Source organism: Carboxylicivirga sp. (assembly GCF_982718395.1).
This window is the reverse complement of the sequence record NZ_CEXQWX010000025.1, coordinates 18,647-32,434: the sequence shown is the minus strand read 5'-3', so window position 1 is coordinate 32,434 and position 13,788 is coordinate 18,647. Positions and strand designations below refer to the sequence as shown.

Genomic DNA, 13,788 nt, shown 5'->3' with positions numbered 1-13,788 from the left:
TACGTCTAATATCTAAATCATGAATATAAGTACGATTGATATCACCATACTAGCCATTTTCATTGTCGGAATAATCTGGTGGGCTTTAAAACACGGTAAAAGCTCTGATTCTACATCCTATTTTCTGGCAGGCAGAAACATGACCTGGCCGGTGGTTGGTTTATCCTTGTTTGCTGCAAGCGTATCCAGCTCCACATTAATGGGGCATTCGGGAGAAGGCTTTATATCCGGGATAGCTGTTTTTAACTACAATTGGATTTCGGTGTTGGTAATGGTGTTTTTTGCATTGTTCTTCCTGCCGTTTTACATCAAGTCCGGCATATTTACTATGCCCGAGTTTTTGGAGAAACGCTTTGACAAACGTTCACGTTATTACTTTTCATTTATCACGATATTTGGTAACGTATTTTTGGATGCAGCAGCTACACTATACACGGGTGCTTTAATTATCAAATTGATTTTCCCGGAAATTGATTTGTTCTGGATAATCGTTATCATGGCTGTGGTAGCTGGTAGTTATACCATCATTGGAGGTTTGTCTTCTGCCATTAATGCCGATATGATTCAGGCTACCATTCTTATCATTGGTTCTGGTGTATTATACTTCTATGCCCTGCACGAAATTGGCGGATGGGAAGAGTTGTATAACCGATTTGGAGAAGGTGTTTGGTTAAAGCTAACGCGTCCGTTGGATGATCCTACTGTACCGTGGTTAGGCATGTGGATTGGGATTCCGATATTAGGTTTTTATTTCTGGGCTAACAACCAGGTAATGGTGCAGCGTGTGCTTTCTGCCAAATCTATCGATCATGGTCGAAAAGGAGTGCTTTTTGTTGGGTTTCTGTACCTTTTTACATTGTTTATCTTTATTCTTCCCGGATTAATTGGAAGAGGTATTAATTTATTTGGTGTTGATAACTTACCAACAGAGCTTATTTCCGGAACAACATTAAAAGCTACTTTTGGGATTAATACAGACCAGGTTTATCCAAGGCTGATTGTGAAGTTGTTACCTGTAGGATTGATCGGATTGATTCTGGCAGCCATGATATCAGCACTGACATCCACCTTAAGTGCAACCTTAAGCTCAGTATCGACTTTGTTTACAATGGATTTTTATCAGCGTTGGGATAAAAATGCTGATAGTAAAAAGCTGGTAAAAGTAGGACGGATTACCTCATTGGTCGTGTTGGTCATTGCCATTTTTTGGGCTCCTTTTATACAAAAGTTTGATTCATTAGTGTCATACTATCAGGAAGTTGTGTCTTACCTTGCTCCACCTATTGTTGGTACCTTCTTTTTAGGTCTTTTCTGGAAACGCTCAAATGAAAAAGGAGCATTGTGGGGATTAATATCTGGTATTTTGGTAGCTGCCATCATTATGGTTTTTAAGTATGCTGTTGGCATCGCTTTGCCTTACCATTTCTTATTGATTGCACCATTTGTAATGTTGTTCAGTATGTTGGTGAATGTGGTGATCAGTTTAATGAGTGCCTTGCCCGATGCTGATAAAGTTGGTCAGAATACCTGGACCGTGAGTTTATGGAGAGAAGAAACGGAAGCACTAAAAGGTGTTGCCTGGTATAAGAATTTCAGAGTATTATCCTTGCTTCTGGTGCTGGCATGCTTTGTTATGTATTTCATTTTTATTTAATTGCCGATATGATTTCAAGAGGACTATCATTCGTTGTTTTATTGATTTTAAGTGTCAACATGGTTGCGCAAGATCCTGATTTTCATATTTACTTGTGTTTTGGTCAGTCCAATATGGAAGGATCGGCCAGGATTGAAGCGCAGGATACGATCGTTGAACCACGCTTCAGGATGATGGCTTCTGTGGATTGTGCAAAATCAAAAAGGGAAGTGGGTGAATGGTATGCTGCAATACCACCTTTGAGTCAATGTTGGGTGGGATTATCACCAGCCGATTACTTTGGTCGTAATATGGTAGCAAACCAGTCAGAAGATATTACTGTTGGTGTTATCTCAGTAGCCATTGGAGGCTGTGATATTCGCTTATTCGATAAAGATATCTACCAGGAATATACCAATACCTATCCGGGAAAATGGTTTCAGGATAAGATCACTGCTTATGGCGGAAATCCTTATCAACGCCTGATTGAATTGGCAAAAAAGGCTCAAGAACAAGGTGTGATTAAGGGCATTTTACTTCATCAGGGCGAAACCAATGAAGGCGATGAGAATTGGCCGCTATATGTCAAAAAGGTTTACAATAACATACTGACTGATTTGGCATTGGAAGCTGAGGAAGTGCTTTTGTTGGCAGGAGAATTGGTGCACCAAGATGTTGGAGGAAAGTGTGCTGCCATGAATCCAATAATCAATCAGTTACCAGCCATAATACCAACGGCTCATGTTATCTCATCAAGTAGTTGCAGCGTAAGTGATGATATGGTTCATTTTGATTCGGAAGGTGTACGCGAACTGGGGCGTCGATATGCCATTAAGATGCTGTCCTTATTAGGTCATGATTTGGATGAGTGATTTATTCATCCGACAAACCATAATCAGAGAGTAACCACTAAGTAATTAACACTAAGAATATAGTCTGCAGGGTATCGTTATATGGCGATGCCCTTTTTCGTTATTAACCCAGATATGTCATTTGAATATGTAATAGATTTTCTAATGGTATTTAAGGGTTTAACTCTTCCAACTTTCAAAAAATCATCAGTAATCAGCATTAAAGGTCAATGGTTAGTGGATTGATTTTTAGATTTTTGAAATACAAAATCAGGAATAATAACTAAATGTCAGATCATGAAGAAAATTACTACTTCTATTTTATTTTTATTCGTTGCGTTAATTGGATTTTCGCAAATAAATGAAACGCAAAACGCATATCAGGTTAGCGAAAGTTCCATTAATGGTACCTGGTACATAACAGAATTAGGTATGTATTGTGATTTGTTTACGTGGGAGACCTGGGGCTGGGATAAATATGAGAAAATAACCAACTATTTACCGGTAGCTACAAAAGAGCTTGATAATGTGATCACTTTTACCGAAGAAGGTGTGAATGGTGATGGAAAAATATACGGTATTTATGAAAACAATGCAGGTGACGATGGTGAATATGCTGGTTTTGAAAATACCGAAAAAGGTTGGGATTTTAATTCCCGTTATCGAAAGATACCAATTGGTACGGGAACCTGGGTGTTAGACGGTGATGTTGTTACAATTACAGTTGGAGGAGTGGACTATCAGCTTACGGTTGAAACAATTGATGATTCAGAAGATTTAGCATTATCCTCTCCGGTTGATTATAAAGCCGAGAATTTTAATTGGGATGAACAGGACTACTTTTATGAAGAAATAGCTCACATGTCAAAGAAGATGTGGTATAATATCACTAAAACCGTAAGTACACCAGAGCCGGCAGCTCCAACAAACCTGCAAATTATCAATGTTAGCAGTGATAGTTTTACACTTACATGGGATAACGATCCAAATGCGACAGATGGTACTAATATTTACATTGTGGATGAGAATGCTGGAAGTGGCGATGTTTGGATAACAACAGTTGGTGTAGGTGAGAACTCTTATACCTATCAGGGAACATATGGCTCTGTAACAATTGAACCAAACAAGACATACATTGCAAAGCTTCAGGCTTTACCTGATAATGATGGCAATGCTTATAGCCAGATAGAAGCCAACACGACCGCAACAGCTTTGACAGATAAGATTGATGAAGAAAGAATTCGCATATATCCAAGTCCGGTTATGAATGAACTGACAATAGATGCCGATAACGCCACAATTGAAAGTGTGACGGTTTATAATAGTATTGGTAACAAAGTTAAGTCAGTTGATATTCCTACACATGGGAACGAATATGTATTACCTGTAGCTGACTTGTCAACAGGTATTTATATTGTTAAAATAAGGTTAGTTGGTGCAGACTCTTTAACTAAGAAGTTTATCAAGCAATAATGACAATGGATGCTATCATTATAATCATGGATGAGCAACTTTTTTAAATAACTCACCAACATACGACCCGATATGGATATGATAACTCTATATCATCATATCGGGTTTTTCTGTACTACAACACAATTATATAATTCATTAACCATGACTTACTTCAAAAGAATCCTGGCGATATCTTATTGCCTGTTTTCAATCTTCATTACCTTAAATGCCCAGAGTTCTTTTAAAACACTGGATTTCCTCAACAGTATCCGCGGCGAGAAACTTCTTGCCGGACAGCATAATGATCAAAAGCCATTTCATAGTACACCTACGGGTGCCAATTACTGGACAGAGGAGGTTTATACTATTACAGGTAAATATCCTGCACTCTATGGCTGCGACTTGCTTTTTCATGGTGATAGAGATATGCGTTGGGCTATTACTTATGAATGTGAAAGCCAATGGAGCAAAGGAGCGGTTATTAACATGATGTGGCATGCCTGCCCACCAACTCAATCAGAGCCCTGCAACTGGGATGGCGGTATAAAAAGCTCTTTAACAACTGCGCAATGGAATGATCTGCTAATGGATGGCAGTTCTTTGAACCAAATATGGAGAAACAGAATAGACAACATTGCTGCACCATACCTTAAATATCTGAAGGATAAAGAAGTTGAGGTGTTATGGCGACCGTTTCACGAACAAAATCAGACAGTATTCTGGTGGAATTCCGGTGGTGCAGATAAAACTGTTGCTCTGTGGCAATTAACCCACGACTATATGACAAAGGAGTTAGGATTGACAAATCTTATATGGAGCTGGGATGTGCAGGACATTGATGCCAATTATGCACAGTATAATCCCGGAGCAGAATATTTTGACTTGGCAGCCCTGGATGTATATGGCAATGGCTTTTATGACTTAAGCTTTTACAATGCATTAGTAACGCAGGCCAATGGGAAACCAGTTGCTTTTGGCGAGTGTTTTTATTTACCATCTGAAAATGTAATCAATAATCAGCCTGAAATGACTTTTTTTATGAATTGGGCTTATGGATTGTATGAGGATTACAATGGAAATCCAACTAATACATTGCAGCAAATTATTGATGTGTATGAGAATCCTAAAGTCATTACATTGGATGAAATGCCAGGATGGGATAATGTCAGCCAGAGTGATGCAAAAGTTATTGTTGATTTTGATGGAACACCATACACGCAGGGTGATTGGAATGGAACAGCCGAAGTGGTTGATAATCCAAATAAAACTGGTATTAACACATCAGCTAATGTTTGTAGGTACACATTGCCTTCCAATAAGCCCTGGCAGAACTGTGCCTGGGTAATTTTTGAAGAAGCCATTACTTATAGCGAATTGGATAAGTTAGAGTTGATGTTGATCGCACCTTCTTCGGGTGAGATGATGGTCAAACTTGAAAATGAAGACCTGAGTAATGAAGTGCAACCATCTGTTAAGTTGACGCCTGTAGCAAGCAGTGATTGGCAAAAAGTAACCCTCGAATTCCCGACGCCTGTTGAAGGTGTGGACGAGAATGCGACTTTCGATAAGCTGGCCTTTTTCTTTAATGTTAATAGCAGCATAGGTGGTGAAGTGTGGTATTACGATAACGTTACAGCATATATTAAATCGCCTGATGCACCTATAGCGACTAGTATTAAGGGAACTGATATTTTATCTCAAGAGAATAATAATGCTGATGAAGCTGAAAGTAATATCCAGCTTTACCCTAATCCAGTCATTGATGAATTAACTATAGATGTCAAAAAGGGTTCGATCGAATATTGGCAACTATATGATAGCACTGGCCGATTAATGAAAACCAATACAATGAACGGTTTTAGTAATCAGGAAAAGATTTCGATGAAAGATTTGTCTCACGGTTTATTTTTCATTCACATTAAACTTGCAGAACAAGAGGTTTTCGTGCGAAAGAAAGTTATTAGCTTTAATTAGATTTTAGCCTATATAGTGATAAATAAACCCAAAAATAAGATATAATTCCCTGTTGGTTAATTCTAATAGGGAATTTAGATTTATGAACATTGATAATATGTCTGTGAGCTATTGTGCTTTTCTAAGCTAATTAGAATATCATCACATTTTCATTAGATCATTTACCGGAGTAATTTCTTTCGCGTTCTTCAACTGTGGCCTTAATCTGGCCGGCAATTTGTGGATATTTAGTGAAAAATTGTTCAAAGGCAGATTTATCCAACGCATACAGATCGCAATAGCTCAATGCCTTTATTGTGGCGCTGCGGCGCTTGTTTTTAAGCAAAGCAATTTCTCCAAAATAATCACCAACACCAAGTTGTGTCAACTCCCGATCTTCATTCTCAGAAAGTGTGATTAATTCACCATTGACAACAAAATACATAGCATTGGCTTGATCACCAGCTTTACAAATGTAGTCGTCAGGAGTTAGAAATACGGGTTTTAGCAAAAGTGCTATTTCTCGCTTAAAAGACGTTTCTGTATCTTTAAAAATAGATACCTTATCAATAATATCACGTTTGAGGTGCAGGGCAACTTCAGTTTGAAGGTTATCAGGCAGAGATTCTAAAAATGCTGTTTCATCATAGCCCAGACGGTTACGCCACATATACTTGTAGTAATTCATCACCCGGTTGCGCAAATGAGTCGGTAAAGATTTAAAATGCATCAGCGAAACCAGACCATCTACATTTTCTTCAAAACGCAGGCGTGCCGGATCTTTTCGCATCAACCGACTGGCAACTGTACCAATCACAAAGGTGAAAACACCAAAACCAAGTATTTGAACAAAAATAGCATAAAGCTTTTGAGCATTGGTTACAGGTGTTACATCACCATACCCAACAGTTGTAACTGTCGTAATAGTCCAGTATAATGAATTAATATAGTCAGTGTGAATATCTTCATGAAGGTGTTCCAATTGCAGAATATGCCAGCCACAGGCAAGAGCATTAAGGATTAATGCAAACCAAAAGGCAAAACTGATTAAAGTAAAGGTGCCGGCAAACTGAATCATACTATGCTGGAGGCTGATCTGGATATGATGCAGCCGGACCAACTTCAATAACCTTAGTAATTTAAATATGGGTAAAGGAAAAATCAGATCAAGGGGAAGGGCAGCCACAATGTCGGCAAAAATAACTGTATTCTGATACCATCCCTGGCTTTCAATTTCCTGGCATTCAGTATAACGCTTTTGCTTTTTGATACGTTTGATATTAAAGAACAGGTCAAGCAGGAAAACAATACTGATGAACCATTTGGAATATACCGGAGCCTGGTAGTTGTGTTGAAAACTAAGTTCGATTGGTATGCTTATGGCTACATAAACAATAGTTGCAAATACAATTGTTTTCCAAACGAGTATAAACCAGTGTGTTTTTAATTTCATAGAAGCAGGACTGAATAATAGACGCACAAAATTAGTTGATTTTTTATCAATATTGTTTCAATAGTGCTGATGGTTATTCCCTGCATAAAAAAAGGGAAGCAAAAAACTTCCCCCCTCTTAACTATACTAATACAATGTTGTTTTCTTTACATTCTCTACGCATGTCTTCAGGCCAAATACTGGATTGGATTTCGCCAATGTGAGCCTTTCGTAAGAAGAACATACAAAGGCGCGACTGTCCAATTCCACCTCCAATTGAAAGTGGTAATTCGCCATTTAACAGGCGTTTGTGAAACAACAATTCTTTACGCTCGGTACAACTTTCTATTTCCAGTTGTTTTTCCAAAACTTCTGGAGCCACACGGATGCCCATTGATGATATTTCAAATGATCGTTCCAATATAGGGTTCCATACCAGGATGTCACCATTTAAGCCTCTGAATCCACCTTTTGTTTCAGAGCTCCAATCGTCGTAATCCGGTGCCCTTCCGTCATGCTTTTCTCCATTACTTAGTTTATGACCAATACCAATTAAAAATACAGCACCATATTCTTTGGCTACTGCATCTTCTCGCTCTTTTGGTGTAAGATCAGGATACTTTTCTAGCAGCGTTTCTGCCTGGATAAATGTGATTTCTTCTGGTAGAATAGGTTTTATTTGTGGATAGCGCTCAAAAACAATGAACTCTGTCCGTTTCATCACTTCGTAAATCTTTTTCACTACATGCTGAAGAAAATCCAAATTGTAGTTTTCTTTACCAATGTGTCGTTCCCAATCCCATTGATCGACATATAAGGAATGGATATTGCTCAGCTCTTCATCCGGACGAATAGCATTCATATCAGTATATAAGCCATAACCTTTCTCAATTTCGTAATCAGCCAGCATCATGCGCTTCCATTTTGCTAAAGAATGTACAACTTCTGCTTTCTGATCATTAAATTCTTTAATAGGGAAGGCAACAGGACGTTCTGTACCATTAAGATCATCATTAATGCCAGTTCCCTTCATGACGAAAAGTGGTGCCGTGACTCTGCGCAATCTTAGCTCTGCGGAAAGTGCTGTTTGAAAATGATCTTTTACTGTCTTAATAGCATGCTCAGTCTGTTTGAGATTGAGATGCGACTTGTAATTTTTTGGAATAAATAGTTTAGCCATTGCATTGTGTTGTTTTAATTTATAAGACAAATCTATTTAAAAATATCAAATAATCACAATAAGCGCCCTTTGGAATGAAAAATATCATCATGTAACAAATTGTAGTTTTAAATTGTAAGGAGTGATGGTATTTGGCTCAAAAATGATGTAGCATTATTACATAGAGGATAGTTTTAAATTTTTGAGATCTGATTGATCTTGAGGTTTACTTGAAATTAATATTTTGATTTGTCATATTGTGAACTAAACTATTGTTGTAAATCAGATGTTTGTAAGTTATGGATATTAGTTATCATGATATGGAAAAAGAGTTACGAAAACTGCTTATTGGTTTTCCGTTGCTGACTGCCGATGATATACAACTGATTATTGAGCATTCAAATATTCAGAGGTATAAAAAGGGAACCATTTTGTTGCAGGAAGGACAGATATCTAAAGAATGTTATTCAGTATTGAAAGGTATAGTCAGGGAGTATTATGTGATTGATGGAGAAGAGAAGACAACAGCTTTCTATTCAGAGGGTATGCCTGTTAATGCCTTTAGTAGTTATATGAAAGGGGAACCAGCGAAGCATTATCTTGTTTGTGCGGAGGACTGTATACTGGTTGTTGGAAACCAAAGTCTTGAAGAAGAGATGTGCCAGCGAATACCTAAGCTGGAGTCAATTATTCGTAAAGAAGTTGAACGATTAACCGGAGAAGCACAAGATGAGTTTGCATCCTTTATAACGTCATCACCAGAACAGCGTTATCTGAATTTACTGGAGACACGACCGGATTTATGTAATCGTGTTCCCCAACATCAGATTGCTAGTTTATTAGGTATTACACCCGAATCACTTAGTCGTATAAGGAAAAGAATATTCAGTAAAAAAATGATTAACTGAGCATTTAATGGATGAGTACAATATTACCCTTTTTACGGCTGGTATCAACATGACGATGAGCATCTGATATCTTATCCATTGGATACGTTTTTTCAATCACAGATTTGAATAAACCAGACTCGTACCACTTCACGATCTTTTGTAAAAGTGGTTTCAAAGCTTTTACCGGACGCAAGCCTGTAGCGCAAAATCGGGCACGTTTTGTACCTGCACATGATGAAATCAATGATTGTGCAAGAAGTGATAAAGACAAAACGGGTGATAAATAAGTCCCTTTATCAGATAATATACTTTTACATTTTCCAAACGAGCTTTTTCCAATAGTGTCAAAAATGACGTCATATTTTTCTGATGATTTGGTGAAATCCGAGTGGTTATAGTTAATTACTTCATCAGCACCTAATGACTTAACCAGTTCTGTATTATAACTGCTACAGACTCCTGTGACATGCAAGTCCATTAGTTTAGCAATCTGAATTGCTGCTGATCCAATGCTACCTGATGCACCATTTATCAATACCTTTTGTCCTTTTGATAACTTCACCTGTTCTGATAAAAAGTTCATAGCAGTTAATGCGCCATCGCATAGGGTAGCTGCCTCTGTAAAATTGATAGATTGCGGTTTAATCAGTACTAATCCATCTTCTGAAATTTTAACGTAATCGGCGTTAGTGCCAAATCCAAGAGTGGTTTCTCCAAACACTTGGTTTCCAACTGAAAAGTTTAAAACTTTCTCTCCGGTGGCTTCAACTATTCCGGCGAAGCCTGTACCGGTAATTGGCGCTTTTGGCTTTTTTAGCCCCAGAAAAAGACGCGCAAACTTTGGTGTTCCCTGTCGCATCATACTTTCGGCGGTTGTAACGCTGGATGATGTCACTCTGATCAATAGTTGATGAGAATTTATTTTTGGCATTTCTATGTCCTGAACCGTTAGTACTTCAGGTCCTCCATATGTATTACAGATTACAGCTTTCATATTAAATTCATTTAAATTCAAAAGCGAAGATATACTGTATGTTGAGTGTGAATCATTGACTTAAGTTAAGAAATTACCAAATGATGAATTTTAGTTACTTTTCAATATAATTGACTTTTAAGTGATTGAATAGCAGGTTTCAATCAGGTTTAAAGGTAGACCACTGCTTGAATAATTGCCATTGAAGAAGTCGACTGCTTATACATGTAGGGGTTATATTGTTTATCTTCTTAATTTACAGTGGGTTTAAATAAGTGTTCAATTGCTGTAATGGCAACTAATTCTATTATATTTGTGTCGGGATAAACAATAAGGGGATGAGAGTCAGAATATTAACGCCATTATTATTGATGCTGGCTTTAACATCAATAGAGGCTATTAATGTCGACAGTTTAAGGAATCGACTAAAGAGTTCCAGCATGGAAGAGCATTCGGTTATTTATGAAAAGCTCTTGGAACATTATTTTTATAATAATGCGGATACTGCAATTCATTATGCGTATCTATTGCAGGGAAATGCGGAAGTTTTAAAACAGGACTCTTTACAGGTTAAAGCCATCATGAGTCTGGCTTTAATTCATTTTGTAAAAGGAGAAGGCGATAAGTGTAGGAGCTTTTTTAATCAATGCGATACACTTATAAGAAAAGAAGTTAGTCAGGCAGCCAAGTTAAATTACAATTACTATAAAGCTGCATACCATTTATATCAGTCAGAATTAGATTCATCATTATTATATTATGAGCGTGCCTTAATGCTCGCAAAGGAGCTAAATGAAGTAAAATTAACCGGGCGTTCATTGTTAAATATTGGAAATGTGTATTGGTATAATGGTCACTTTACCATGGCACTCAAATATTATGAGCAGAGTATAGAATTTTTGGAATTAGCAGGAGATGACCGAGGGCTTGTATATGTACTGTTTAATATTGCTAATATATACCGGAATAAGGAGGAAATTAATCAGGCCATTCAATATTATAATGAAGCATTTGAGTTAGCTCAGCAAGTGCAGGATAGAAATATGCTTGGTAATATTATGAATAATAAAGCCATGTTATATGCCTTTCTGAATAAGAATGATTCAGCTTTAGTTTTTATAAATAGAGCAATTGATCATTTTAAGAAAACGAATGTATCAAAGAATTTAATACAAGCTAAATGCAATAAGGCTAAATATCTACTAAGATTAGATATCACTGATTCAGTGGACTACTATTTGGATGTAGTGGATAAAAAATACAATATCAGGATGTTTCCTCACGAAAATGCCAATTGGCTTATTGTTCACTCGATGTATAGTAGTAAGAAAGGAAATCATCAAGCTTCAATTGAATATCTTAAAGATGCACTAAGAATTACAAGCGAGCACAAGATGCATGACTTAAAACTTGATGTACTTAACTTACTGGCTGAAAAAAAGGTACTCATAAAAGAGTGGGAAACTGCATATGATTATACATTGCAGGTTAATAATTTAACTGATAGTCTTTATAGTACGAAAAAATCAGATGAAATGGCTTTTTTGCAAAAAGCTTTTGAATTAATGAAGCATGAAAGAGAAACAGAACTGTTAAAAGCGAAAAGTCAACTGCTTGAATTGGAATTGGAGAACAAAAAGCAATCATCATTTATTATTGTTTTGATTGCAACGATGATGGCAGTAGTTGCTTTTGTAATCTTTATCATTTTTCTAAATAACCGGCAGAAAAAGAATGAACTGGCTGCAGCTAACTCACAACTCCAGCAGAGCAATCAGGACTTGATTGACGCCAATAATGTTAAAAACAAACTTATCTCAGTTTTAAGTCACGATCTGAAATCACCATTAAGTAGTATTGTAAGCATGTCATCGTTGATGGAGATGTCACCAACAATTAAAAGTAAATCTGATTTACAAATGGTAAATGCTATTGCTGAATCATCAAATATGATGTTATCGTTTATTGATAACACGCTCATGTGGTTTAAAAAGATACATGGTAATCTAACACCAGATAATCAAACATTATCACTAAAGCACATCATGGAAGAAACAGCATATTGGTTTCATTCATTTACCAAGCTGAAGAATATAATATTGACCTTTGAAGGTGATGATGTGATACTTGAAAGTGACAAGAATATTCTTTTGGTTTTAATGAGGAACTTGCTAAGTAATGCAATCAAATTTAGTGATAACGGACAGGTTGTAATAGTTAATTGGTTTCATGCTAATAACCAATTGACTATTAGGGTAAAAGATGCCGGTACTGGCATGTCTTCGGCACAGGTAAAAGCTATAAACGAAAAAGGTATCAATCAATTTGCTTATGGAACCAATGGTGAAATAAGTTCGGGACTTGGATTGTTCTTATGCAAGGAATTACTTCTCATCATTGGTGGACAGCTATTTGTATGTAGCGAGGAAGGAGTTGGAACAGAAGTCTCCTGCATCTTGGGAATCGAGAGTAAACAAGATAATCTTCTCACTTAATTCACATGACGATATTCAGCCGGACTTACTCCTGTTTTCTTTTTAAAAACCTTACTAAAGTGCTGCGGATACTCGAATCCCAGAGAGAAGGCTATTTGACTTACAGAATCAGAGGAATTAAGTAAGTATGTTTTAGCTTTTTCTACTATAAAGTGATGAATGTGTTCCTGCGCATTTCTACCAGTTTCCTTTTTCAATAAATCACTCAAATAATTTGGTGATAGGCTAAGTTCAGTTCCACAGTATTTAACAGTTGGAAGACCAGTTTCCAATGGTTTTTCCGAGTTGTAATAGTTCTTGAGGACATTATCAAATTTAGAAATAAGATCTTTGTTCAGGTTTTCACGGGTATAAAACTGACGGTCATAGAAGCGTGTGCAATAGTCCAGTAATAATTCAATGTTTGAAACAATCAGTTTCTGGCTGTGTTTGTCAATATTCAGACTGTATTCATGTTTAATCTTATCTCTGATATCGGCAATGGTTTGTTTCTCAAGGTCAGACAAGTGTAAAGCTTCATTAACCTCATATGAAAAGAAACTATAATTATCAATATGCTGGCCGAGGTGTGATCTGCGAATTAAATCGGGATGAAAATTAAGAGACCATCCACCATGCATATCCATCTCATCCATTTTATCGTAAGTTACAACCTGGCCCGGTGCCATAAAAATGAGTGTACCTTCCTGGTAGTCATAGCTATTTCTTCCATAAGTGATAGCACCTGGTGCACACATCTTAAACATCACCAGGTAGAGTTCTATCGCAATAGGAATACCAGCCAAATCCATATTTGGCTTAATGTCATCGTGACGGTAGATCGACACGAGAGGATGTTTTGGCTTTGGGAGTCCAAGTTGCTCGTGCATTTCAGAAATAGTATTAATGCGGAATATATCTTTCATGAGGATAGTCAATATTTTTGTTACAATGTCTGGTGACAGATA

General features: G+C 37.0%; 10 protein-coding genes. 6 read left to right on the top strand and 4 right to left on the bottom strand.

Annotation, left to right across the window (positions count from 1 at the left end; all coding sequences use genetic code 11):
* The first annotated feature begins 19 nt into the window (after positions 1–19).
* The 4 genes from AC4MRQ_RS07055 (at position 20) to AC4MRQ_RS07040 (ending at position 5,913) form a co-directional block, all read left to right on the top strand.
* Positions 20–1,654, top strand: coding sequence for a sodium:solute symporter (locus AC4MRQ_RS07055; protein WP_491196956.1), 1,635 nt, complete (start codon positions 20–22; stop codon positions 1,652–1,654).
* Positions 1,655–1,662: 8 nt separating this feature from the next.
* Positions 1,663–2,505, top strand: a complete 843-nt coding sequence (locus AC4MRQ_RS07050) for a sialate O-acetylesterase (protein WP_491196955.1) — start codon at positions 1,663–1,665, stop codon at positions 2,503–2,505.
* 276 nt (positions 2,506–2,781) lie between these two features.
* Positions 2,782–3,957 (top strand): T9SS type A sorting domain-containing protein, encoded by a 1,176-nt coding sequence (locus tag AC4MRQ_RS07045; protein ID WP_491196954.1) that lies wholly within the window; start codon positions 2,782–2,784, stop codon positions 3,955–3,957.
* Positions 3,958–4,101: 144 nt separating this feature from the next.
* Entirely contained in the window at positions 4,102–5,913 is a 1,812-nt protein-coding gene (locus AC4MRQ_RS07040) for a glycosyl hydrolase (RefSeq protein ID WP_491196953.1), read from the top strand.
* Positions 5,914–6,070: 157 nt separating this feature from the next.
* On the opposite strand, the gene AC4MRQ_RS07035 is transcribed toward AC4MRQ_RS07040, so the two are convergent.
* Both AC4MRQ_RS07035 and asnA read right to left on the bottom strand, forming a co-directional pair.
* Entirely contained in the window at positions 6,071–7,345 is a 1,275-nt protein-coding gene (locus AC4MRQ_RS07035; RefSeq protein WP_491196952.1) for a cyclic nucleotide-gated ion channel, read from the bottom strand.
* A gap of 121 nt (positions 7,346–7,466) precedes the next feature.
* Positions 7,467–8,504, bottom strand: coding sequence for an aspartate--ammonia ligase (gene asnA / locus AC4MRQ_RS07030; RefSeq protein WP_491196951.1), 1,038 nt, complete (start codon positions 8,502–8,504; stop codon positions 7,467–7,469).
* Positions 8,505–8,803: 299 nt separating this feature from the next.
* On the opposite strand from asnA, the gene AC4MRQ_RS07025 reads away from it, so the two are divergent.
* On the top strand, positions 8,804–9,391 hold the full coding sequence (locus AC4MRQ_RS07025) for a Crp/Fnr family transcriptional regulator (protein ID WP_491196950.1): 588 nt from the start codon (positions 8,804–8,806) through the stop codon (positions 9,389–9,391).
* Positions 9,392–9,395: 4 nt separating this feature from the next.
* Here AC4MRQ_RS07025 and AC4MRQ_RS07020 read toward each other — a convergent pair whose 3' ends face one another.
* Positions 9,396–10,367, bottom strand: coding sequence for an NAD(P)-dependent alcohol dehydrogenase (locus tag AC4MRQ_RS07020; RefSeq protein WP_491196949.1), 972 nt, complete (start codon positions 10,365–10,367; stop codon positions 9,396–9,398).
* Positions 10,368–10,684: 317 nt separating this feature from the next.
* On the opposite strand from AC4MRQ_RS07020, the gene AC4MRQ_RS07015 reads away from it, so the two are divergent.
* The gene (locus tag AC4MRQ_RS07015) at positions 10,685–12,841 is read left to right on the top strand and encodes a tetratricopeptide repeat-containing sensor histidine kinase (protein WP_491196948.1); all 2,157 of its coding nucleotides are present in this window, start codon (positions 10,685–10,687) and stop codon (positions 12,839–12,841) included.
* On the opposite strand, the gene AC4MRQ_RS07010 is transcribed toward AC4MRQ_RS07015, so the two are convergent.
* A complete protein-coding gene (locus AC4MRQ_RS07010) occupies positions 12,838–13,746 on the bottom strand; it encodes a helix-turn-helix domain-containing protein (protein WP_491196947.1) in 909 nt (302 codons plus the stop codon). The genes AC4MRQ_RS07015 and AC4MRQ_RS07010 overlap by 4 nt on opposite strands.
* Positions 13,747–13,788: the final 42 nt, after the last annotated feature.

Bases quoted from the DNA above. Each gene is read 5' to 3' on its own strand.
- AC4MRQ_RS07055 (WP_491196956.1), top strand. From the start codon at position 20: ATGAATATAAGTACGATTGATATCACCATACTAGCCATTTTCATTGTC.
- AC4MRQ_RS07035 (WP_491196952.1), bottom strand. From the start codon at position 7,345: ATGAAATTAAAAACACACTGGTTTATACTCGTTTGGAAAACAATTGTA.
- AC4MRQ_RS07045 (WP_491196954.1), top strand. From the start codon at position 2,782: ATGAAGAAAATTACTACTTCTATTTTATTTTTATTCGTTGCGTTAATT.
- AC4MRQ_RS07010 (WP_491196947.1), bottom strand. From the start codon at position 13,746: ATGAAAGATATATTCCGCATTAATACTATTTCTGAAATGCACGAGCAA.
- asnA (WP_491196951.1), bottom strand. From the start codon at position 8,504: ATGGCTAAACTATTTATTCCAAAAAATTACAAGTCGCATCTCAATCTC.
- AC4MRQ_RS07025 (WP_491196950.1), top strand. From the start codon at position 8,804: ATGGAAAAAGAGTTACGAAAACTGCTTATTGGTTTTCCGTTGCTGACT.
- AC4MRQ_RS07040 (WP_491196953.1), top strand. From the start codon at position 4,102: ATGACTTACTTCAAAAGAATCCTGGCGATATCTTATTGCCTGTTTTCA.
- AC4MRQ_RS07050 (WP_491196955.1), top strand. From the start codon at position 1,663: ATGATTTCAAGAGGACTATCATTCGTTGTTTTATTGATTTTAAGTGTC.
- AC4MRQ_RS07015 (WP_491196948.1), top strand. From the start codon at position 10,685: ATGAGAGTCAGAATATTAACGCCATTATTATTGATGCTGGCTTTAACA.
- AC4MRQ_RS07020 (WP_491196949.1), bottom strand. From the start codon at position 10,367: ATGAAAGCTGTAATCTGTAATACATATGGAGGACCTGAAGTACTAACG.